The sequence below is a fragment of the Aquamicrobium sp. NLF2-7 genome (genome assembly GCF_022359935.1).
Classification (GTDB): Bacteria; Pseudomonadota; Alphaproteobacteria; order Rhizobiales; family Rhizobiaceae; genus Mesorhizobium; species Mesorhizobium lusatiense.
In genome coordinates this window covers 217777-241136 of record NZ_JAKSED010000003.1, presented here as the reverse complement: position 1 = coordinate 241136, position 23360 = coordinate 217777, and the positions used below count along the sequence as shown (strand labels likewise).

The window sequence follows — 23360 nt, the reverse complement described above, 5'->3', positions numbered from 1 at the left end:
CTTGTTTGCCGGCTATGCCGCGATGCCTTCGATGCCGAGCAGGATGCCGAGCTGCCTCCTGTTGCGCACGATATCGGCGAGCGTGTACTTATCGAGGACGGCAAGCCAGGCGGCGAGCGCCTCGGAAAACATGTTCCGGAGCTCACAGCAGGGCGAGATCACGCAGTGCCCGCCACGCTTCTGCATGCATTCCACGAGAGAAAGATCTTCCTCGATCGTGCGCACCAGCGCGCCGATGCCGATGCTCGCGGGTTCCCGCTTCAGCCTTATGCCGCCGGAACGCCCCCGCACCGTCTCGATGAAGTCATGCTCGCGCAGCGTCTGCGCCACCTTCAGCAGGTGATTGCGCGACAACCCGTAGGCTTCGGCCACATCGCTCACCGTGCACGCCCGGTCGGGCCGTGTCGCGGCGTAGATCAGCATGCGCAGCGCATAGTCGGTATGCAGCGTCAGGCGCATGGCAGCGCCCATGCAATACGGAAACGGGAGACTGTGGTGAAAACGGGCCTGACAAGGGCTGTCAGGCGCAAACCGGAAACGGATGGCATCGGGCTCTCCTGCACGAAATTCGTGCTCCTCCTAAAAGAGGTATCTCAGATAATCTTTTTGCGCAAACTTCCCCGACAACAAATGTGCGATATGGTCGCAGCAGGCGCCGGCTCATTCTCCGACACCCCGGCAAGCCCCCATTTCAGGGGCGCCGTTCATGAAACTCGTGCGGAAATGCATCCGAAGGTGACGGCAAGCACCTCTGCCTATGCGCGCAAGCAGCAGTCACGGAAGGGTCGGCGTCACGCGGTCGCGGTCGGGATCAAGGCCCATGTCTCCGCGGTCAGTCGGTGACGATGACGTCCATCGGGATGTCGTGCGGCTGCGGATATATGGTCCTTACCCGGCTCAGGGCATAACCGACGCCGATCGTCAGGGGCTTGCGCGGCATGGCAGGAAGGCAAACGGAATTGAATGCGGTCAGCGATCCCTTTGCCCGTGCAGCGTCACGAAACCAGCCTGCATCACGGCCACGCTCGGCCAGCAGCCATTTGCTCAATAATGGCCGTCACTCAAAGCACTCGGTCCCGACCCTAAAGCCGGTTGGCGAGGAGATGGCAGAAAAGACGCCATCTTGCCGCAAATGCAGCCTTGTCGTCGCCGGTGGCCTCCTGGCCGGGGCAATCGGCAGCACAGGCGAGCAAGGAGGGATCTTCGGCGGCGGCGACCAGAACGGCAACGGCGAAAGGGTCGATGCCGCCTGCGCTGCCGCCCTTGTCCGGATTGCATTGCGGGGTGTTTTCCCAGCCTGAATATCTGGCGAGCATCGCCTGGATCAGTTCAGCCTTGTTGGGAAAGTAGTAGAGCAGGCCACCCTTGCTCAGCTTTGCCTGCCTTGCCACCGCATCCATGGTGACATGGCCAAACCCCTGATCGAGCGCAACCGCGACGACGGCACAAAAAACGCGGTCGCGCTGCCGCTTCTGCGCCGCGGGAATGACGGAAACGCCTTCCTTCGGGCGTTTCGGATTTTCCGTCTTGCTCATCGCTTCGGTGTCCCTTCCAACCGTTCCTGATGATCAGGAATGCGCAAGCCCTGCTTCAAAAAAGCCCTGCCGCCGGTTTTGACACGGGCGGCAGGGCCGTTACGCGGTACGAGTTTACTCAGCTACGCACGCAATCAGGCGGTGACCGCCCGATCTTCTGTCCGGCGGCGGGAAAACAGCCGGTTGATGACGACGAAGAACACCGGCACGAACACCAGAGCCAGAAGCGTTCCGGTGATGGTTCCGAAGAAGGTGGCGAAGCCGATGGCCTGCCGCGCGCCCGCGCCGGCGCCCGACGACACCACCAGCGGCAGAACGCCGAGGCCGAAGGCCAGCGAGGTCATCAGGATCGGGCGGAAGCGCAGTTTCGATGCTTCGCGCGCCGCTTCGACCGCGCTCTCGCCGAGCTTGGCCATGCGGTCGCGGGCGAATTCCACGATCATGATGCCGTTCTTGCCGGTCAGGCCGACGACGGTCAGCAGGCCCACCTGAAAATAGACGCCGTTGGACTGGCCGCCGATCCAGGCGCCGATCAGCGCGCCCAGAATGCCGACGGGCATCGCCAGCAGCACGGCGATCGGAATGGTCCAGCTTTCGTAGAGGGCTGCAAGACACAGGAACATGGTGGCCAGCGCCAGACCATACAGGATCATGGCACCCGCACCGGCTTCCTTTTCTTCAAGCGACATGCCCGTCCAGCGCAGATTGTAGCCGGGGGGCAGCTTTTCGGCGAGCTGCTCCATGGCGGAAATTGCCTCGCCCGAGGTGAAGCCTTCGCGGGCCGAACCTTCAAGCTCCATGGCCGGCAGCGCGTTGTAGCGCGTCACCTGCTGCGGCCCGAACACCCATTGCTGCTCGGAGAAGGTCGTCAGGTCCACGAAATCGCCATTGACGTTGGGAATGCGCCACAGCGCCATGTCTTCAGGCTTGGTCCGTGCCGAAGGCTCTCCCTGCACATAGACGCGCTTGACGCGGCCTTCGTAGAGGAAGTCGTTGACATAGGCGCCCGACCAGATGGTGTTCAGGAAGGTGCCGACATCCGCCGCCGTCACCCCCACGGCGCCGGCCTTCTTCCAGTCGATGTTCAGGCGGAACTGGGTGGCGTCCTCCACCCCGTTCGGCCGCACCGCCGTCAGCATCGGATCGTCGGACGCCATGCCGATCAGCATGTTGCGGGCGTTCAGCAGTTCCTCATGGCTCTGGCCCGCCGAGGCCTGAAGGAAGGCGGTGAAACCGTTCGACGTGCCAAGCTCCATGACAGCAGGCGGCACGAAAGGCACCACAATGGCCTCGCGGATGCCGCCGAACAGCGGGCCGAAGGCGCGTCCGGCAATGGCCGATGCCGAGGCATCGGGAGAGGTGCGCTGTGACCAGTCCTTCAGCTTGACGAACATCATGCCCATGTTCTGGCCCTGACCGGAAAACGAGAAGCCGCGAACGGAAAACACCGACGCCACATTCTCCGGTTCGGCGCTGATGAAGTACTGTTCCACCTTGTGCAGCACCTCTTCCGTCTGTCCGGCGGTGGCCCCGGAAGGAAGCTGGACGATGGCCATCAGCACGCCCTGATCCTCATCGGGAAGGAAGGAAGGAGGCGTGCGCTGGTAGAGCATGACCATGCCGCCGACGATCAGGGCATAGACCACCAGCATGCGCAGCGGCCCGCGGGTCGCGAAGCGGACGATGCCGGAATAGCCCGACGTCACCTGCGAGAAGCGCCGCTCGAAACCATCGCTGAACGCGCCACCCATGCGGGCCAGCATTCCCTTGCGCGGCGCATGCGAATGCGGCTTGAGCATCGTGGCGCACAGGGCCGGCGTGAACACGATCGCCACCAGCACCGACAATCCCATGGCCGAGACGATGGTGACGGCGAACTGCTTGTACATCTCGCCGGTGGAACCGCCGAAGAATGCCATCGGCACGAACACCGCGGACACGACCATGGCGATACCGACCAGGGCGCCGGTGATTTCGTCCATGGATTTCCGCGTGGCTTCGACCGGCCCCAGATGTTCGTCGCGCATGATGCGCTCGACGTTCTCCACCACCACGATGGCATCGTCCACCAGAAGGCCGATGGCGAGCACCATGGCCAGCATGGTCAGCGTGTTGATGGTGAAGCCCAGCGCCGCCATGATGCCGAAGGTTCCCAGCAGCACAACCGGAACGGCGAGCGTTGGAATGAGCGTGGCCCTGAAATTGTGCAGGAACAGCAGCATCACGAAGAAGACGAGAATGATCGCCTCACCCAGCGTGTGCAGCACCGCCTCGATCGAGATCAGAACGAAGGGCGTCGTGTCGTAGGGAATGACGTAGCTGACGCCCGCCGGCAGCGAAGCGGCAAGCTCCTCCATCCTGGCCTTGACCAGTTCGGCCGTATCCAGCGCGTTCGCGCCGGAAGCGAGCTGGATCGCCATGCCGGAGGAAGGCTTGCCGTTATAGAAACCGGTGATCTCGTAATTCTCGGTGCCCAGCTCGGCGCGCGCCACGTCGCGCAGCAGCACGAGGCCGCCATCGGCATCGGCACGCAGCACGATGCCCTCGAAATCCTCGGGCGTTTTCAGGAGCGACTGGGCGGTGATGGTGGCGTTGAGCAGCTGGCCTTCCGGCGCCGGCATGGCGCCGAAGGAGCCCGCCGAAATCTGCGCGTTCTGGGCGTTGATGGCCGCAACCACCGTCGAAGGCGCCAGATTGTAATATTTGAGCTTCTGCGGATCGAGCCAGATGCGCATTGCATATTCGGAGCCGAACACCTGCACCTTGCCGACGCCGGTGAGACGGGCGATCGGCTCGACCATGTAGGAGTTCAGATAGTCGGCGAGATCAACGTCGCGGCGCGCGCCGTCGTCGGAGATCAGGGCAATCACCATCAGGAAGCCGGTCGCCGACTTCTCCACCGTAACACCCTGGCGCACCACGGCTTCGGGCAGGTTGGCTTGCGCCTGGGCGAGCTTGTTCTGCACCTGAACCTGCGCGATGTCGGGATCGGTGCCGATGTTGAAGGTCAGCGTGATCGAGGCGGTGCCGGTCGAGGTGGTGCTCGATTTGATGTAGCGCAGCCCGTCGAGGCCGGTCATTTCCTTTTCGACGATCTGGACGACCGTATCGGCGACGGTCTCCGCCGAGGCGCCGGGATAGACCGCGCTGATGACGATCGAGGGGCCGGCAATCGATGGATATTGCGACACCGCAAGCCGCGATACCGACAGCAGGCCAAGGCCCATGATGATGATGGCTATGACCCATGCAAAGATGGGCCGGTCGATGAAGAAGCGGGCCATGGATCAGTTTCCTTTGGCCGGCTGCACGGCCGCTTCAATCTTCTCGCGCACGATTTCCACGGGCGCGCCGGGGCCAATCTTCTGGAAGCCGGAAGTTATGATCTCATCGCCCTCCTTCAGGCCGCCGGTGATGACCCAGCGGTTTTCTGAAGCCGTCAGCACCGTGAGATTGCGCACGGCGACCTTTCCGTCCTCGACCACCCAGGCATGGGCGGCGCCGGTCGTGTCGCGCATCACGGCGTTCTGGGGCACCAGATAGGCACCTTCGGCGACAGCCTGCGGCAGCTCCACCTCCACATAGAGGCCGGGCAGCAGCGTGTGTTCGGGATTGTCGAAGGTGACGCGCAGGGTGATCATGCCCGTCATCGGCTCCACCTGCGGTTCGGCCGCCCTGAGCTTTCCCTGGTGCTGGAACGCGCCGCCGGTCGGCAGGATCAAGGTTGCGGCATCCGCGCCGGGCTCTTCAGACTTGCGCGACCCCTGCCAGCGCATGAGGTCGTTGGCCGACTGGGTGACGTCGACATAGATCGGGTCGAGCGTGCGGATGGTGGCCAGCGCAGTCGCCTGCTGGGCGCCGACAAGTGCGCCGGTGGTCGTCTGCGAAAGCCCGATAACGCCGGAAACCGGCGCGCGCACATTGGTGCGTTCGAGTTCGATCTCGGCGCTCATCAGCTGCGCCTTCGCGAGCTGCAGCGCGGCGTCGGCGGCATCGCGCGCAGCATTGGCGCTGTCGCGGCGCTGTTCCGAGCCGGTCTTTGCCTGAAACAGTTCGTCGGCGCGGCGGGCTTCACGCACGGCCAGATCATAATTAGCCTGGGCCTGCGCGACAGTCGCCTTCGCCGCGGCTACGGCGGCAACATAGGTGTCGTCCTCGATCTTGTAGAGCTGCTGGCCAGCCTCGACCCGCGCACCTTCGTCGAACAGCCGCTCGCGGATGATGCCTGACACCTGCGGGCGCACCTCCGCGACCGTGGATGCCTTGACGCGGCCGGGCAGCCGCGCGGTCACCGTGAAATCCTGCGGTTCGGCTTTCATGACCGTTACCGTCGCCGGCGGTTGCTCCTGCGCCATGGATGCAAGCGGGGCAAGCCCGCTCAGAACCAAGGCGAAGACACCCGTTGCAGCGCTTCCTGTGAGCCTGTTTCGCATGGGAACTCTCTGATGAAACCGTTTTTGGGAGAATGTATTTGCGCTGGCGACAGCGCCTTTTGTTCCGGCTAGCCGGGCAGATCCGGCGTCGGCGGAGGAGGCAGCGAAAAGATCAGCGCGATCATTCGGATGCCCTCAGCATGGCCAGCTGCCCGCGCAACAGCTTGGAGCCAAGCTCCTTCAGCGGGAAGACTTTCTTGGCCCGCAGCCATTCGCCCAGAAGCCCGTTCATGCTGGCCATGAGCACGCCTGCCGCCTCGTCCGGCGTGAAATGGGGCCCGAGCTTGCCCTGATCCGCTGCGATGCGCGTCAGGCGCGAAATCAGCCTGAACAGGCGGCAGTTGGCATCGTCCAGCCAGTCGGCGCTCTGCCCCCGGCCGGTATGGCTGGAGAGAATGCTGAACAGGCGCTGGCAGCTTTCATCTTCTTCGAAGACGGTCAGGGCCTTGATGCCGGCAGCTTCCAGAAACTCGAACGGATCGTCGGTGCTGTTGGTCTCGTCATAAGCAAGCAGTTCTTCCTGCGGCAGCGAACTGCGCGCCTGCAACGCGCTCAGAAGATCGGTCTTGTCCTTGAAATGCCAGTAGAAGGCGCCACGCGTGACGCCGGCAGCGCGCGAGATGCCGTCCAGCGTCGCGGCATCTATGCCGCGCTCCATGAAGACGCGCTCGGCCGCATCGAGGATGGCCGTTCGGGTCTGTTCCGCGTCTTCCTTGGTCCTGCGCATGACGACACCTTTCGGGCGCTCTTATATACAAACAAGAATGTATGTAAAGTTTCATTTTTTAAAAGGCGTGATTTTGCTCCTGTTTCCGATGATCGGCCGCAACACGGATCACCGTCGCGCGATGCCCGCGCGGCGCTGGTGTCCCGCCCGTTGCGAGTAACGATCGCCAGCTCCGCCAGCCGCTGCATGGACTGCACATCTCGTGTGTGCCGGTCCTCATGCGGAGCGCTTCCGTCCCGGCCCACCCTTTCAGCTGGCGGCGGGGTTGCGGCGCTGAGACAAAAAAGTGCTGCATAGAAAGCACCGCCTCCCGGCAACAGATGCCGGGTCCCTCAGCCATGAACGACAGCCTCCGGAAACGGCCGTCCGGCACGCTGGCGATGGCCCGGCTTCGGCTGCCGGTCATCCCTTCGCTGGCGATGAAGGTATCACCAATACAGGGGAGGCTCACTGCAACCGGACACCGGCGGCGTGCCGCCCGGATGGCGCGTGGCACAGTCGGGAACGGCCCGGCAGGATCACTGAAGGGTCAGACCCGCGGCCCTTTTCCTCCGGACCATCACCGGATCTCCCTGCCACGGCGCCGGCATTCCAAACGGTGCGACAGAGCGGCTTCGACACCATTGCGTGTGGGCCACGGAAAGGCTGGTTCAAACCGGTCTTTCGCCAGGAAGTGGAGCGATGCTGCGTTCAGGGTCACGTCGGGAGCCTGAAGACAAGCGCGCTGGAGGCAGATGAAACCGGCTCGAAGCTGGCCAGAACCCTGTCGCCAATGGCTGCTGTTTCATCTTCGCCGAGCCTGATCTGCGTGTAGATGCAGATGCCTTCATCGAGCTGCACGATGGCTGTGGCCTCAGGCGGAGAAGCCCGGTGCATAACCGCGATGCTGTGGATGGTCCCATGGCCGGCGGACTGTTTCCAGCGCAAATTCCGCCCATGACAGTGCGGGCAGATGGCGCGGGGATACCAATGGTGCCGGCCGCAATCCTCGCAAAAGGGCAGGACCAGCCGGTTTTCGGCAGCCGCTTTCCAGAACGGCAGGGTTTCGGGCGTGCGCGCAATGAGCGCGGAATGTTCGGTCTTGCTCATCGGATCACCTCCGCTCCAGTATGGCAACGCTGCTGGCATGGCGCGAGCCGAGATAGCCGCCAATGCCGCTCACCAGCGCGAGTTTGCAGTCCGACACCTGCACCTGCGGTGCCGCCTCTCCGCGCAATTGCCTGACGGCCTCGATCACCTTGGTCATGCCGCCCCGGAACGCGGGATGGTTGCTGCACAGCCCGCCGCCGTCGGTATTGACCGGCAGCCTGCCGGACCCTGCTATCAGCCCGCCATCCGCAACCATGCGCCCTCCCTGCCCTTTCGGGCAAAAGCCGAGGTCTTCCAGCTGCAGCAGCACGGTGATGGTGAAGCTGTCATAGATGGAGGCATAATCGATGTCGGCGGATGTGACGGCTGCCGTCGCGAACGCCCTCTGGCCCGCTTCCGCCGCAGCGGTGGAAGTGAGGTCATAGCCCAGCGGCGGATGATAGCGGATGGCCTCGCCATGCCCTCTCAGCGTGATGAGCGGCCGGGCAAGCGATCTGGCGATCTCGGGCCTGGTCAGGACGAGCGCGCCGCCGCCATCACTGATCACGCAGCAATCCAGCCGATGCAGCGGACCCGCCACCAGCGGCGAGTTGACGACATCTTCAACGGTGACCGGTTTGCGCAGCATGGCGTTCGGATTGTGCTGCGCGTGATGGGATGCAGCCACTTTCACCCAGGCCAGCTGTTCGCTGGTGGTCCCGAAGTCATGCATGTGCCGTGCGGCGGCAAGGCCATAGAGCGACAGAACCGTGGGATTGAAAGGATGCTCGAACTGCAGGGCCGGCGCGGACAGATGTTCCGAGCGGCCATCGCTTTCCGAGCGCGGGCGCCCGGCCAGCGTCACCAGCGCGACGTTGCATTTTCCCGCGGCGATGGCTGCGGCTGCGTGGCCGAGATGGGCAATGTAGGAGGCGCCGCCACCCTCGCTGGAATCGGCATGGGAAAGCTTCAGGTTCATGTATTCGGCCATGGCGAGGGCGCCGCCCGGCGCATCCGAAGCGCAGAAATAGCCATCCACATCGGAAAAACTCAGGCCCGCATCCTCAAGGGCTTTGGCGGCCACCTCCGCGTGCAGGCGGGCCACGGATATGTCGGGCGCGTGGCGGGTGGGGTGCTCATGGATGCCCACGATGCAGGCAGTGTCACGAATGCCCATGGTCAGCTCTCCGGTCCGGACAGGTTGAGTTTGCGTTCGCTTGCACGTCTCAGCAGTTCGGCAGTGATGAGAACGGCAGACAATGTGACAAGGATGACGGTGGACGCAGCCCCCAGGATCGGGCTGGCGGCCAGATACATGCTCGACCACATCTGGTTCGGAAGGGTGTTCTGCAGGCCGCCGCTCACGAACAATGCGATGTTGAGATCATCGAAAGAGGTGATGAAGGCGAACAGACCGGCGGCGAAAAGGCCGGGGCGGATCAGCGGCAGCGTGATGTGCCGGTACACTCTTGCCGGACTGGCGCCGAGGCTGCTTGCGGCCTGATCGAGCCGTCGGTCGTAGCGTTTCAGAACTGCGGAAACGGCGACGACCACATAAGGAATGGCCAGAATGCTGTGGCCGATGACGAGCGCGAAAGGCGTCGAGGCAAGGCCCAGCCTTGCAAGGAAGAAGAACAGGGCGACAGCCACCGCCATGCGCGGCAGGATGAGCGGCGCCATGATGAAGCCGATCAGCAGGCCCTTGCCCGGCACCTGCTCGCGCACGAGAACGAATGCAGCCGCGGTTCCCACCACCACCGCAATGAGGGCCGTCGCCAGCGCGACCAGAAGCGACCGGACGGTCGCCGTCATCCAGATTTCGGATCCGAAGAATTCCGCATACCAGCGCGTGGAAAAGCTGGTCGGCGGGAATTGCAGGAACTGGCTGTCGTTGAAGGATACGGGAATGACGATGAGGGCCGGTGCCGCCAGAAACACGATGCCGGCAAGGCCGATGAACCGCAGGGTCATGCGGCTGCCCGGAAGCCCGCGTGGAATGAGCTTCGCCACGGCGTCGGTGAGATTGGCTGCTCCCGCCAGCAGGCTTCTGCCGGCCCGCGACAGGAGGCTGTCGCCGGCCTTGTCACCGCGTGTGCCCTCGCCGCCCATCGCGACGGACCCGAAGACAAGCTGGAAGACGAGAAAGATCGCCAGCGCGGACAGGAACAGGATCACGGCCAGTGCGCCACCGACGCTCCAGTTCGACATTTCAAGCACCAGCCGCATGATGACCTGCGCGATCATGGTCTCGTTCGGGCTGCCGAGGATGGCGGGGGTGATGAAGAAGCCGAGCGAACTGATGAACACCAGTACGGCGGCGGCGAGAACACCATTGAGCGACAGCGGAAAATAGATGCGCCAGAACGTCTGCGCTGCGCTGCCGCCGAGCGTCGCGCCGGCCTGCACCAGCCGCCGGTCGATATTCTCCATCACCGCGAACATGGTCAGCACCGCGAGCGGCATCAGGGAATGGGTCATGCTGACGACAACGGCCGTCATGTTGTTGATCATCTCGATGGGGCGCTCGACCAGTCCAAGGCTGACCAGAAGCTGGTTCACCGGGCCCTGAAAGCCGAAAATGATGAGCGCGGCGAAGGTCTTGACCAGAAAGCCGCTCCAGAACGGCAGCAGCACCAGAAGCATCAGGATCTGGCGGCTGGAAACGCTCGTCGTGGCCATCAGATAGGCGATCGGATAGGCGAGCACGACGGAGAAGACCGAAACCAGGCCTGATATGACGAGCGTGGTCTTCAGAGCCTTCATGTAGACGGCGCTGGCCAGAACCTTCTCGTAATTTTCAAAGGTGAAGGCCCCCTTCAGATTGGTAAGGCTGACCGAAAGAAGCTCCAGGACCGGGTAGCCGAAGAAGACGGCCAGAATGATCAGAGCCGGCCACAGGGGGTAGTGGTGGAGAAACCTTCTGAGATGGGTCATGATCCGGGCCTTCCCGCGGCAGGTTTCATTGCTGACGACACTTTGCTGCTTTTGGAAATCAGAGCGGAATGCAGGCGTCCGCCGGCCAGTGAATGGTGACGGAACTGCCGGCCCCGACCGCGGCGTCATGCTGGCGGCGCAGCATCTTGGCCGTGAGCGTCTGGCCGTCCGCGAGGCGCAGGAAGTATTTCACCGCCTCTCCAAGGAAGACCACTTCGCTGACAATGGCCGGAAGACTGCCGACAGCCGCCTCCTTCTGATGGCCGACGATGACGTCTTCGGGCCGCAGTGCCAGGGTCGCGGTTTCCTGCGCGCGTGCCGCCGCCTGCGCGGGAAAGGACAAGCTCATGCCCAGAAGATCGACGGTCAGAGCAGAGGCATCGGATCTGGTCACCCTGGCCTTAAGGAAGTTCGATTCACCGATAAAGTCGGCGACGAACTCGCTGGAAGGGCGCGCATAGATTTCCTCCGGCGTGCCGATCTGGGCGATGCGGCCCTCGCTCATCAGGCAGATGCGGTCGGACAGCAGGAGGGCCTCTTCCTGATCATGCGTGACCCAAAGCAGGGTGATCCCCGTTTCGCGATGAATGCGCTTGATTTCAAACTGCATCTGCTGGCGCAGTTTCTTGTCCAGCGCGCCCAGCGGCTCGTCCATCAGCACGATGGACGGTCGGTAGACGATCGCCCGCGCCAGCGCGATGCGCTGCTGCTGGCCGCCGGAGAGCTGGCCGGGCAACCGGTCGGCGACATGCGGAAGGCGTATCAGGTCGAGAACGCGGCTCACATCCTCGCGGATCTGTCTTTGCGACATCTTTCGCATGCGCAGCGGGAAAGCGATGTTCTCGAACACGCTCATATGAGGAAACAGAGCATAGCTCTGGAACATCATGCCGATATCGCGCAGGTGCGGCGGCATCTGCGTGGCATTCTTACCGCCGATCCAGATCTGCCCGCCATCGGGCATGGAAAGCCCCGCCACCATCATCAGCAGCGTGGTCTTGCCCGAGCCGGAGGGGCCGAGAAGGGTGACGCACTCCCCTTCCCGGACTTCGAGACTGGTCGGGTGCAGCGCCACGAAGTTGCCGAACTTCCTGGTGACGGACTCGATTTTCAGCTTGGCTGTATCAAGGGTCACGATGTCATCCCATCAGCCAGGCTTCAAACCGCTCGTGCGCCTCTTCCTTGTTTGCGGCCCACCATGCAGCGTCTCCCTTGTAGGTGAGATCGACGCGGCCGGGCTCGGTCGGCAGCTTCGCCGCGATCTCCGGCGAGATGAAATCATAGGCTTTCGGGTTGGTCGGGCCATAAGGCAGATAGTCGGTATAGGCGGCCTGACGGTCGGCCCTGGCGCAGAATTTGACGAACTGTCTGGCAAGTTCGGTCTTCGGCCCGCCCTTCGGCACCGACCAGCCATGCTCGATGAGGCTCGCCTGGTTCCAGACGATCCGGACAGGCGCTCCTTCGTCGATGGCCACCTGAGCGCGGCCGTTGTAGCAGCTGCACAGATCAAGCTCGCCGGTTACGAGGAACTGCGAGGTCTGCGCGCCGCTGGTCCACCATGTGGTGATGTGGGGCTTGATCTCGTCGAGCTTGCGCAGGGCGCGGTCCATGTCGAGCGGGAAAAGGTCCGCCGGCAGCACACCGTCGGCAAGCAGCGCCTGCTCCATGACCTCCGCCTCGCGCACGAGACCGCGACGGCCGGGGAATTTTTCCACGTTCCAGAAATCCGCCCATGACGATGGCGCCTCGTTCGGGAACGTATCGGTGCGATAAGCGAAAGCCTGACTGTAGATGTCGATCACCATCCAGCCCGGCATGCGGGTGGCAGAGGGGATCAGCTGGCCGACATCGGGGCCGGAATAGTCGAGCGGCTCGACCATGTCGAGGTCGTGGAGCAGGATGGCGTCCTGCTCGCTCAGCGACACCACGTCCCACTGATAGGTGCCGGCCCTGATCTGGGAGACGACCTGCATTCCGGGCAGATAGGGGTGAACGACCAGATTGACGGCGATGCCGGTTTCCTTCGAGAAGGGATCGGCGAACGCCACCTTGAAGGCCTGCTCATAGGGTCCGCCGGGATGGGCCACCACGATGCTTTCCGATGCCCGCGCCACGCCGGGCGCACCCAGTGCGGCATAGCCCAGCCCCATCAGCCCGCCCTTCAGAAGGTTTCGGCGGCTGACATCGATCGTCTGCAATTTCCCGAAAGTCATGACTTGGTTCTCCTCCCTGTTGACCGGAAAGCACCGGCTTGTTCTTGTCAGTCTTCGTTCTCTTTATCGCCGTCATCGACGAGCAGGCCGAGGGCGGTCTGTTCGAGCGCCTGAAATGCGGAGCGGCTGATCCGCATCCCATGGCGTTGTGCTGCAAAACGCAGAGCGGCCAGTCGTTCCGCGCCGAGAAACCGCGTCGAAGCGATGTCGCCCAGCGCTGAAACAAGTGCCGGGCGCAGGTTGAGATCGGATGAAATCACGGATGTCACCTGAAATCCCGTATTCGCCGAAGCACATGACAACGCAGACATGCCCGGTATGCATTCGGCAGCTTTGGTGAAGATCCGGTGTGCTTCTTCGGCCGATTGTGTTCCGCAGCCAAGAAGCCACGCCTGCCCCTCACCGTCAGGGCCGGCGATAGTCAGCCCATGGCGCCCGGCGCCGCAACCGCTGTCATCATGGGTCCAGGCATGTATGGTCACATGCCCGTTTCGCGCCGCATCCAGCGTCAGGTAATCCAGCATGGCAGCCCCCGATGCGCCCCGCAAAGTCAGCGAGCAGGTTCCCGACAAGGCCGCGGCCCTTGCCATGGTCAGGTCAGCAGCGTCGAGAGCCGGCCCGGCGAGCCAAATGCCGGACAGGTCGTGGCTGCAGCCGTTTCCGATGAAACGCAGACCTGCCGCCTGAACCGGAGGCGCGCGTCGCATGTCGCTGATGCAGGCATCGATGGCGTTGCCGTGCAGCGTTTCGCTGAACAGGACAGCGCTGGCGAGGCGCTCGGACTGTCCGAGAGAATAGCCTTTGGCAAGCAGTGCCTTCGACAAAAGCCTGTGCAGCTCGCGGGGCGAGCACAGGAGCATTTCGGTTTGCGTCGAAACGGGTGCCGGAGCCCCGGCTGTCCCGTCTGCTTCGGAAGCGGGCCGGCGGAGCGCCGGTGCCCCAACCGGAACCGGGGCTGCACCGTCATCTTCGGGAGCCAGCGGAAACGGCCAGTCGCCGGCATGGGTGCGCGCCGCGATTTCCGCCATGGTCGGTGCGCCCTGAAGGAAAGCGCCACGGGCCGATTTCGGCAGGCTGGGGTCGAGTTTCTCCATGCCGTAGAAGGCAAGGCTGAGGCGCATCGCGGCGAAAGGGCGAAAGCGCCAGTCGATGAGGTTGTCGCGAAACTCGGCATAGTCCAGTTCCGCGCAACTCTGCACCCGGGCCGCAATGTCGCGCAATTGCGGATGGTCGCTCACGAGATCGGCGGCCATCGCCCCCGCGTAGCCCGCCGTCATGTCGTAGAGCTGGCGGACTTTCCAGGCGATGTCCATGCGCGATTCCACTTCGGGCCACGGAGCGGTGGCGCGAACCGTGCGGCGGGGATCGAGCGGCGCGGCAACCGACCGGTACCACGCATAATGACTGGCGTCGGGATCGCTGAAATCGATCTCCAGCGCCCAGTCATATGCGGTTTCGATCGCCCTGCGCAGGTCCGCGATAGGCTGGGCCGGTCTGACATGAGGTTCGCCAAGGCAGGTCAGGTCATCGCTGAAGCGTGCGGCCTCATTCCCGGACAGAAGCTCGATGGCGATGGCATGGAAAACCTCGGCAGTTTCGGCGTTGCAGGCCGCCAGCGCCGTGTCGAGGGCGTCCGGAAGCCCGGCAACGGAGCCGGCATCCCTGATCAGCCCGCGCAGACCCGCCAGCTCCCGGGCCGTCTGCGAGGACGGGCAATAGATGCCGTTGCCGCTGCGCTGATCCGCGCTGAACCAGGCGATCGCCTTGTCGAGCAAAGGGGCGACGAATGTGCGCAACAGATGAGGCTCCGCCGCCAGCCGGTCACGCGCCAGAGCCAGCGCTTCCTCGAAGCTGCGGCACCAGCGGTCGATGATCACGGGGTTGTTGACGATAAAGGGCACAAGCCCCGCGCCGGCGGCATTGCCCACGCCGATGAAGCGCTTCAGCGCCGGCGCCAGCGACACAGCCTGCGGATTGCGATGCCGTGCCATGGTTTCCAGAAGATCGAATGTATATTCCCGCAAGAGCAGCGAGGAGACCATCTGCACTTCATAAGGCCGGGCGAAGGGATGGCCAGCCTCCAGTCCGGCGAAGGGGCGCATGCCAAGCGCGCCGTTCGCGATGACGCCGGTGGTGCGCAACGCATAGCCGACCTCTGAAATCAGCGCTGCCGAAGGCTGAGAGCCCTGCGCAAGGCTTTCCACGATGTGGCTGAACAGCCTTGCGCTGCGGTTGCCGCGCAGCGTGCACAACGTGTCATAGTCGAAGCGGCCATGCCTTTGTTTGGGTGTTTCACCCAACAGCATCTGCTCGCGGGCCGGCGACCAGTCGCCCTCGCACAGAACCGCGGAAGCGTCCCAGTTGCGGCCGGCACTGTGATCGGTCTTGGCGGAAGGGTCGAAATTTTCGGAGACCACCAGAAAATGGAACCGCTGGCCGTCGACCACCAGACGGTAGAGGCAGCTGCCGACGCCCTCTGCATCGAGGTCGATCCGCACGCGTTCAAACGAGCATTCCGATTTCAGCAGGCGTTCGACTGCGGTGCGCCCGAAGCTCAGGCGCGAAGGAAAGGCGGCAGCGGCGCGGGCCGGCGACATCACCAGTGCCGCAGGGCGCAACCTGCCGTGCGGGGTGATGCCGGGACGTGAAATCATGGCTGCCGGCCTTTCATCCATGGTCAGCGTCCGGCCACGGGGATCGAGGCGTCACGCACGAAGGTTTCGCGGTAAACCCGCATCCAGTTGCCGGACAGGATCTTGTCCGCTTCCTCCTGAGAGAAACCACGGGCTTTAAGCGCTGGCCCGATCTTTTTGAAGTCGCGGCTTTCGAGGAACCACTCGGGGTCGTCGACATTCCCGGGCTTCTGCGCCGATCCGGCCCCATAATTGACACCGCGCGTCCATCTGCCCCGGCGCATCCAGTCGAGGAATTCCGGGCCGGAGCCGTAACTGCGGTCGGTGCCGATGCCAACGTGATCGATTCCCACGATATCGACGGTTCGCGCCACCATCTCGGTCCATGCCTCGACCGTGCTGCAATAATAATCGCCGGTGATGTTGCGGTATGTGGCCAGACCGATGACGCCGCCATTTTCGGCAAGCGCCTTCAGGACATCATCCGTCTTGTTGCGCACATGGGGAAACAGCGAATGAGGGTTGGCGTGGCTTACCGCCACCGGCTTCATCGAATGTTCGATGGCATCGAGGCTGGTGCGGTTGCCGACATGCGACAGGTCGATGAGGATGCCGCAGCGGTTCATTTCGCGCACCACTTCCCGGCCGAAACGGGCGAGACCGGAATCGTGCTCCTCGTAGCAGCTGGCGCCGAGTTCGTTCTGGTTGTTGTAGGTCAGCTGAATCTGGCGCACGCCAAGATCGGCAAACAGATCGACCAGCCGGATGCGCCCTTCCAGAAGGTTGGAATTCTGAAATCCGAGCACCACGGCGATGCGGTTGCTCTCCTGCGCCGCGATCAGGTCTTCCGCGCAGGTGGCGACAAGCGCCACATCCGCGCTTTCATGCATGAGGTCGCGCCAGCGGCCAAGGGAATCGAGCGACTCCAGCGTTCCCTCCCAGAACCCGCAGGTCACGGTGACGCAGCCCAGTCCCCCATCGCGAAGATCGCGAAGAACTTCGGGCGTGAAGGTGCCGCATTGCAAGGCGTCGATGATCATCCGTTTCTCCTCCCCTCAAGGGGTCCCTGTTTCACTTGTCGCCGTAGGTCGCGCCACGCCATGCCTCCCCGAAGACAAGGGGCGCGTCCGTTATGGCCTGCAAGGCTTCGCACGACAGGCCCGGCAAGCTCTCGATGACCTGGAAACGATCGCCGCGTGGCTCCAGCAGGGCATGGCTGGTGTAGATGCGCGAAACGACGCCCGCCGCCGTGATCGGCATCGAGCAGGCGCGCGCCAGGCGGCTCGTGCCCTTGCGGGTGAGGTGCTCCATCGCAACCCAGATCCGTCGCGCTCCCGCGGCAAGATCCATGGCACCGCCAACGGCCGGCGCGGAACTGGCAAGCGATGTCGTCCAGTTTGCGATGTCGCCATTGGCAGCCACTTCGAAGGCCCCCAGAACGCACAGGTCCAGATGGCCGCCACGAACCACGACAAAACTGTCGGACTGACTGATGAACGCCCCGCCATCCAGCAGCGTGACGAATTCCTTGCCGGCATTGACCAGCCACGGATCGATGCTGTCCTGCGCCGGGGCAGGTCCCATGCCAAGGATGCCATTTTCGCTGTGCAGGACGATTTCGCGATCCTGCGGCAGAACGTTGGCGACGAGGGTGGGAATGCCGATGCCCAGATTGACGCACCACCCCTCCTCGATGTCGCATGCGATGCGGGCTGCGATGGCGGAGCGGGTCAGGGACTGAATGTGTGTGTGCAGGGTCATGATGCTGTCTCAGAAAGTCGGCGGATCGCCGTAGGGAACGTGGATCACGGCGTCGACGAACACCCCCGGCGTGACAATGGCTTCAGGGTCGAGCGCACCAAGCCCGACCATGTGCTGCGTCTGGACGATCGTCCTTTCGGCGGCGGTGGCCATGACTGGGTTGAAGTTGCGACCGCTGCGGCGGTAGGTCAGGTTTCCCCAGCGGTCCGCCTGCCAGGCTTCGACCAGTGCGATGTCGGCCTTCAGGGCATATTCCAGCACATGCTCGCGTCCATCGATGGTGCGCGTCTCCTTGCCCCCGGCAAGGGCGGTGCCCACTGCCGTTGGCGTAAAGAAGGCCGGTATTCCGGCGCCCGCTGCACGCATCCGCTCCGCAAGAGTGCCCTGAGGGACGATCTCCAGCTCCAGCAGACCGGCATTGTAGAGTTCTTCGAACACCACCGGATCTGAACTGCGCGGAAAGCTGCAGATAACCTTGCGGACCCTGCGCAGCTCCAGCAGCCGCGCCAGCCCCTCGCGTCCGACACCGGCATTGTTGGCCACGACGGTGAGGTCGCGGGCGCCGTTTTCGATAAGGCCGTCGATGAGGGCCAGCGGCTGGCCGACGGCCCCGAAACCGCCGATCAGCACGGTCGAACCGTCCTCGACATGGCCGAGCGCATCGGCGGCGGAAGTGTGAAATTTGTCGATCATGCTTTCGTTCAATGTTTGCCGGCCGGCCGGAAGTGGCGGCTGATGACCTCAGACTGAGGCGTGCAAATCCATTTGTCCAATTTGTTGAATTTTAGTTTTAACAATGTTTGTTTATCAATAAGCGGCACCTTTGGGGCCCGTGCGAGTGGAGGAAAGCGGGTATGGACGTGACCATCAGGCAGTTGCGGGTGTTCCAGAAAATCGCGATCTGCCGCAATTTCCGCATTGCTTCCGAGCAGCTGTCGATCTCGCAGCCTGCTCTTTCCATTGCCATAAAGCGGTTCGAGGACGGGCTCGGCGCCACCCTTCTGGACCGGACGACGCGTCGGGTCAGCCTGACGAAGGAGGGCGAGTGGGTCGCGGCGATCGCCGACCGCGTGCTGTCGGATTTCGACCGGACCATCGGGGAGCTGCGCCGGGGACTGAAGGATCGCGGACGGCAGGTGACGATTGCCGTCTCCGTCACCTCCATCATTCCCGTCTTCTTTCCGAGCCTTCTGAAAGAAGTGTCACGCACGCGCCCGGACCTGAAGGTCCGCGTCCTGTCCGGCCTGTCGAGCGAAGTGCGCAAGCGCGTGGAAATCGGCGAGGCGGATCTGGGGATCGTGTCGACATGCGAGCAGGAAGGGATTTTCACGCATCAGGAACTGATGCACGACCCGCTGGTGATGATCGGCCGCAACGACATGGCCATCATGGCTGAACGGAGCCCGGTATCGCCTTCACAAGTGCGCGGGCAATCCATCATTGCCTGGGCGGAGGGCGGCGGCATGCGCCAGATCATCGACCGCGATCCCGAACTGAAAGCCGCCATGCAGCAGGCCAGCTACGAACTCTCGGACTGGCAGGCGATCGAAGGCATGATATGCGAGGGCATGGGCATATCGATCGTGCCGCGGCTCGTGGCGGAACTCGTGCGCAAGGATTCCATCGGCTTCAGGGAAATCGAGGGGCACCGCATCGGCCGTGACGTTTTCCTGATCAGCAAACGCGACACAGCCCTGCCCGCCGCCGCCATAACCCTGAAGGCGCTGCTGGAGAAATATGTCTCGGAAACCAACCTGCGCTAAGCATCGGATAGGCCGCAGCCGGTGACGGGACTGGCTACCCCCGCGAGGACAGCTTCATCGCAGGAAAACATGTTTCCGTCATGCAGGACGGGAGCATGCAGACCTGATCAGATGGCGCAGGTTGGGGGAAACTCCGGAGCGGCGTCCCCAAGGCGGCAGGCGGCATCCCTGCCGCCCGTAAAACCTGCCGCCGGACCATAAAATCCGGCGGAATGGAGAGAGGCGGTTTCAGGCTGCCGCCCAGCAGGAGGCGGTGCGCTTGTGGTACATCTCGCGGAACTGCTCCGTGGATTTCGGCAGAAGCGTCCCCTTGTCCCAGTCGAGGATCACCGCATAGCGCCGCACCGCATCGAGCGCATTGATCTTTCCGGCCTGGAACAGGGCCGCCACCTCTTCAGGCGGGGTTGCGAGCCAGCCGTTGCGTTCCGCCCGGATGCGCTCGCGCTCTTTTTTCGTCGCCTCCGCATCGATCTCGTATTCGCAGATTTCGGGATCGACCGGGGTGATGACCACGCCATAATCCAGCGCGGCGCGCTCCACCGAGACATAATCGTCGATGACGTCCTGCAACACGCGCCGGGGGTCGCGCTCCAGCGGATCGCCGAAGCCGCCGCCGCCGGCGGTCGGGCGGCCGAACTCGTCGTTCTGCCCGATGGCGACGTTGGAGAACACCGATCCCAGCCATTCGGGCTTGTCCGAGCCGTGACGGCGCAGCGTCAGCCCGTGCGGCATGGATGGCAGGCCGCCTTCGATGCCCCACACCACGGCGCGCTCGCGGTCGCAGATGTAGGAGATCACCGTGTTCTCGGCCTCCAGCATGACGGAGGTTTTCTGCACGCCCGCACCGCCGCGCCATTTGCCGGGGCCGGCGGAATCCGTCAGCACCTCGAAGCGCGTGGTCATCATCGGGTTGGCACGCTCCTGGCCTTCCACCGGCTGCGCCATCAGCCCGGTGCCGAAGCAGGCGGTGGTGACGTTGCAGCCGTCGCGGCCATTGCGCCCGCCCCAGCCCCCCGGCAGCCAGTCGTAGAACATGAAGATCGGCTTTTCGGGGCTGCGCGCGTCGCGGCCGCCGGTCAGCAGATATTCGAGGTTGAAGGCGCAGGCGATGGCGCGTTCGGGCAGGATCTTGGACCACATCTCGTAGATGGCGTTCATGATCTTCTCGAACGGCATCAGGAAGCCCGTCACCGCCACCGGCCATCTGGCATCGACGATGGAGCCCTCGGGTGCCGTGATGTCGAACAGGCGGTAGAAGCCGCTGTTCAGCGGCAGGTCGGGGAAGAAGGTCTTCATGCCCGCCGCCACCGCCGAGAAGGTGGAGCCGAAGGCGGAATTGTAGATCGAGCCGATGGTGGCGTGAGAGCCGCTGAAGTCGTAGCTGACGCGGTCGCCTTTGATCGTCAGCTTCACCCTGATCGGGATCAGCCCCTCTTCGCCGGCCGGGTCCTGATCGATGAAGTCCTGTGTTTCCCACTCGCCGTCCGGCAGCGCTTCGATGCGCTGGCGCATGGCGCGCTCGACATAATCCTGCACGGCGGCCATGCCGAGCTTTATGGTGTCGACGCCATATTTGGCGACAAGGCGCAGGATTTCGCGCTCGCACACCTGCGTGGCCTGTGCCTGCGCGTGGATATCGCCGATGATCGAGGCCGGGTCACGGGTGTTGGAAGCGATCATCCGGGCGACGTCCTCGCAGAAGCGGCCCCCGGCGAACAGGCGCACCGGGGTGATGCGCATGCCTTCCCTGAACATGTCGGTGGCGCTGACGTCGAAGGAGCCCGGAACCGAACCGCCGAGGTCGGACCAGTGGCCGTTCGACTGCGAGAAGGCGATGACCTCGCCATCGTGGAAGATCGGCCGGATCAGGCGCACGTCGTTGAAGTGGGTGCCGCCGGCATAGGGGTCGTTGATGGCGTAGACGTCGCCTGGATGCATATCGCCGGCAAAGGCGCGGATCACCTCCTTGCAGGTGAAGTGGAGCGTGCCGACATGCACGGCGATGTCCTGGTTGCCCTGCGCCACGCAGTTGCCTTCCGCATCATGCAGCGCGCTGGAAAAATCGCGGTTGTAGATGACGAAGGAATAGCAGGTGCGCAGGATCTGCTCCGCCATCTGGTCGACGGTGGTGATGAAGGAGTTCTTCAGCACCTCGAAGGTGACGGGATCGAGAGTTGGCTTGGTCAGCATCTTGGTTCCTCTCAGACGCGGATGATGATGTTGAGATACTGGTCGACTTCCGCCTTGGTGCCGGGCGGCACCACCACGGTGGAGTCGAGCTGCTCGACGATGGCCGGTCCTTCGAAGCTGAAGCCCGCCGGCAGGTCGTCGCGGTCATAGACCGGCGTGTCATGCGGCTCGTCGGGCCCGAACCAGACCGGGCGGCGATGAAGCGGCGCGGGTGTGACGCCGGTCGGCTCATGCTTCGGCAGTTCGGCCTTCGGCACGATGCCCGTGGCCTTCAGGTTGAGGCGATAGAGGCTGACCGGGGTTTCGTCGCGGCGGAAATTGTACTCGCGCTTGTGCTCGCGGTGGAAAGCCTCGACCAGATCGGCGATGCTGGTGACAGGGGTCGGCGCATTTACCGCCAGCGAACGCCACTGGCCCTGATACATCATATCGACGCTGCGCTGGAGCACGATGTCGCCGGGCTCGACGCCCTCATGCACCAGCCGCTCCACCGCATCCTTTTCCATGCGGGCGAAATCGGCCTCGATGGTCGCGGCATCCGCTTCGGAAGCCGCCTTGATGTAGCTTTCGGAGAAGTCGTGCTGCATGTCGACGAGCAGGCAGCCGAGCGCCGAGGTGACGCCGGGATTGGGCGGCACGATCACGGCGGGGATCGACAGTTCCTTCGCAATCGCGGCGCCATGCAGCGCGCCCGCACCGCCGAAGGCGACCAGCGCGAAGTCGCGCGGATCATAGCCGCGGCTGATCGAGATCAGCCGCACGGCGTCCGACATATTGGCGTTGGCGACCTTGATGACGGCGTCGGCGGCCGCATGAATGGACAGGCCGAAAGGTTCGGCGACGCCTTCCGTCACCGCCTGCGCGGCCAGTGCCGGATCGAGCGTGATCTTGCCGCCGGCAAGGCTGGTGCCGAGACGGCCGAGCACCACATTGGCGTCGGTGTTGGTCGGCTGCCTGTTGCCGTTGCCGTAGCAGGCCGGTCCCGGATTGGCGCCCGCCGATTGCGGACCGTTGCGCAGCGAGCCGGCCTCGTCGCGCCAGGCCAGCGAGCCGCCACCGGCGCCGATGGTCAGCACCTCGATGGAGGAAAAGCGGATCGGATAGCCATATTCGATGAACCAGTCTTTGGTGACGCGAGACTGCCCGTCATAGGCCAGCGACACGTCGGTGGAGGTGCCGCCCATGTCGAGGCCGATGGAGTTGCGGAAGCCGCACAGCATGGCGATCTGGCGGCTGGCGATGGCGCCCGCCGCAATGCCCGACCCGGCGAGGCGGGCGGCGAAATCCTCGACGCTCTTCGGCGTCATCACGCCGCCGCCGGTGTGCAGCAGAAGCAGGTCGCGGGTGTAGCCGTCCTCCTGCAGGCGCTGGCCGAGCCGTCTGGTGTAGTCCACCACCACAGGGGTCAGGACGGCATTGGCGACGGTGGTGGAAAAGCGCTCATGCTCGAAGATTTCCGGCAGCACTTCGGACGAGGTGGAGACCGGAACGTCCGGCATCGCCTCCTGCAGGATTTCCTTCATGCGCTTTTCATTGGCGCCGTTGACGAAGGCGTTCATGAAGCACACCGCCACGGCGGCAACGTTGCGGCGTTTCAGGATGCGGGCGACTTCGCGGGCCGCCGCCTCATCGAGCGCTTTCACCACCTTGCCTGCGGCATCGACGCGTTCGGGCACCGTCAGCCGGTCGCGGCGCGGAATGTAAGGCGGCACCACGTCCTTGTAGGTGTCCCAAAGGTCTTCCTTGTTGGCGCGGCGGATCTCGATGACGTCGCGAAAGCCTTCGGTGCAGACCATCGCCGCGCGCGGCAGGCGGCGGGTGATCAGCGCGTTGGTGGCAACCGTGGTGCCGTGCGAGAACAGCGCCACATCGGCCATGTCCACGCCCGCCTTGGCCACACCGCCGAGGATGCCGTCGATCGGGTCGGGGGTCGAGGCGGTCTTCTCGATCCGGATGCTTCCGGATTTCTCGTCCATGATACAGACATCGGTGAACGTACCTCCGACGTCGACCGCCACACGCAAGCTGGGCATCGTGTTCTCCTTTTTGGCAATGTAATGGGAAGGGCGCGCCGGCAGCGCTCTCAGCTGGTTATGCCGGCGC

The 23360-nt window shown here is 63.8% G+C and carries 18 protein-coding genes and 1 pseudogene; 2 read left to right on the top strand and 17 right to left on the bottom strand.

The genetic code is table 11. From position 1 onward, the window contains the following. Window positions 1–12: 12 nt before the first annotated feature. A complete protein-coding gene (locus MIC97_RS19595) occupies window positions 13–459 on the bottom strand; it encodes an Rrf2 family transcriptional regulator (RefSeq protein WP_239801659.1) in 447 nt (148 codons plus the stop codon). Window positions 460–495: 36 nt separating this feature from the next. Between MIC97_RS19595 and MIC97_RS19590 the strand changes: the two genes are divergently transcribed. Further along, a complete protein-coding gene (locus MIC97_RS19590; RefSeq protein ID WP_239801658.1) occupies window positions 496–843 on the top strand; it encodes a hypothetical protein in 348 nt (115 codons plus the stop codon). Here the strand turns inward: MIC97_RS19590 and MIC97_RS19585 are convergent. The 14 genes and pseudogenes from MIC97_RS19585 to MIC97_RS19520 form a co-directional block, all read right to left on the bottom strand. Beyond that, window positions 833–949 (bottom strand): annotated as a pseudogene (locus MIC97_RS19585) (5-formyltetrahydrofolate cyclo-ligase); the annotation flags it as partial. The gene MIC97_RS19590 and the pseudogene MIC97_RS19585 overlap by 11 nt on opposite strands. 133 nt (window positions 950–1082) lie before the next feature. Beyond that, window positions 1083–1535 carry a TetR/AcrR family transcriptional regulator gene (locus tag MIC97_RS19580; RefSeq protein ID WP_239801657.1) on the bottom strand — a complete coding sequence of 151 codons (453 nt, stop codon included), beginning with the start codon at window positions 1533–1535 and terminating at the stop codon, window positions 1083–1085. Between the two features lie 134 nt (window positions 1536–1669). Continuing rightward, window positions 1670–4819: an efflux RND transporter permease subunit gene (locus MIC97_RS19575; RefSeq protein WP_239801656.1), complete on the bottom strand. Its 3150-nt coding sequence runs from the start codon at window positions 4817–4819 to the stop codon at window positions 1670–1672. A gap of 3 nt (window positions 4820–4822) precedes the next feature. After that, on the bottom strand, window positions 4823–5968 hold the full coding sequence (locus MIC97_RS19570; protein ID WP_239801655.1) for an efflux RND transporter periplasmic adaptor subunit: 1146 nt from the start codon (window positions 5966–5968) through the stop codon (window positions 4823–4825). Window positions 5969–6089: 121 nt separating this feature from the next. Next, window positions 6090–6695, bottom strand: a complete 606-nt coding sequence (locus MIC97_RS19565; RefSeq protein ID WP_239801654.1) for a TetR family transcriptional regulator — start codon at window positions 6693–6695, stop codon at window positions 6090–6092. A 696-nt stretch (window positions 6696–7391) separates the two neighbouring features. Continuing rightward, entirely contained in the window at window positions 7392–7784 is a 393-nt protein-coding gene (locus MIC97_RS19560; RefSeq protein WP_239801653.1) for a zinc ribbon domain-containing protein, read from the bottom strand. A gap of 4 nt (window positions 7785–7788) precedes the next feature. Further along, complete coding sequence (locus MIC97_RS19555; RefSeq protein ID WP_239801652.1) at window positions 7789–8940, bottom strand: thiolase domain-containing protein; 1152 nt, start codon at window positions 8938–8940, stop codon at window positions 7789–7791. A 2-nt stretch (window positions 8941–8942) separates the two neighbouring features. After that, window positions 8943–10697 (bottom strand): ABC transporter permease subunit, encoded by a 1755-nt coding sequence (locus MIC97_RS19550; RefSeq protein ID WP_239801651.1) that lies wholly within the window; start codon window positions 10695–10697, stop codon window positions 8943–8945. Between the two features lie 58 nt (window positions 10698–10755). Continuing rightward, a complete protein-coding gene (locus MIC97_RS19545; RefSeq protein WP_239801650.1) occupies window positions 10756–11832 on the bottom strand; it encodes an ABC transporter ATP-binding protein in 1077 nt (358 codons plus the stop codon). A 4-nt stretch (window positions 11833–11836) separates the two neighbouring features. After that, window positions 11837–12910 (bottom strand): ABC transporter substrate-binding protein, encoded by a 1074-nt coding sequence (locus tag MIC97_RS19540; protein ID WP_239801649.1) that lies wholly within the window; start codon window positions 12908–12910, stop codon window positions 11837–11839. A 47-nt stretch (window positions 12911–12957) separates the two neighbouring features. Continuing rightward, the gene (locus MIC97_RS19535) at window positions 12958–15585 is read right to left on the bottom strand and encodes a hypothetical protein (RefSeq protein ID WP_239801648.1); all 2628 of its coding nucleotides are present in this window, start codon (window positions 15583–15585) and stop codon (window positions 12958–12960) included. A 2-nt stretch (window positions 15586–15587) separates the two neighbouring features. Beyond that, complete coding sequence (locus MIC97_RS19530) at window positions 15588–16583, bottom strand: membrane dipeptidase (RefSeq protein ID WP_239801647.1); 996 nt, start codon at window positions 16581–16583, stop codon at window positions 15588–15590. Between the two features lie 31 nt (window positions 16584–16614). Next, complete coding sequence (locus MIC97_RS19525) at window positions 16615–17304, bottom strand: 3-oxoacid CoA-transferase subunit B (RefSeq protein ID WP_239801646.1); 690 nt, start codon at window positions 17302–17304, stop codon at window positions 16615–16617. Between the two features lie 9 nt (window positions 17305–17313). Further along, the gene (locus MIC97_RS19520; protein ID WP_239801645.1) at window positions 17314–17997 is read right to left on the bottom strand and encodes a 3-oxoacid CoA-transferase subunit A; all 684 of its coding nucleotides are present in this window, start codon (window positions 17995–17997) and stop codon (window positions 17314–17316) included. Between the two features lie 161 nt (window positions 17998–18158). On the opposite strand from MIC97_RS19520, the gene MIC97_RS19515 reads away from it, so the two are divergent. Beyond that, window positions 18159–19067, top strand: coding sequence for a LysR family transcriptional regulator (locus MIC97_RS19515; protein WP_239801644.1), 909 nt, complete (start codon window positions 18159–18161; stop codon window positions 19065–19067). 228 nt (window positions 19068–19295) lie between these two features. Here the strand turns inward: MIC97_RS19515 and MIC97_RS19510 are convergent, their stop codons facing one another. Beyond that, window positions 19296–21257: a hydantoinase B/oxoprolinase family protein gene (locus MIC97_RS19510; RefSeq protein WP_239801643.1), complete on the bottom strand. Its 1962-nt coding sequence runs from the start codon at window positions 21255–21257 to the stop codon at window positions 19296–19298. Window positions 21258–21268: 11 nt separating this feature from the next. Further along, the gene (locus MIC97_RS19505; RefSeq protein ID WP_239801642.1) at window positions 21269–23290 is read right to left on the bottom strand and encodes a hydantoinase/oxoprolinase family protein; all 2022 of its coding nucleotides are present in this window, start codon (window positions 23288–23290) and stop codon (window positions 21269–21271) included. Window positions 23291–23360: the final 70 nt, after the last annotated feature.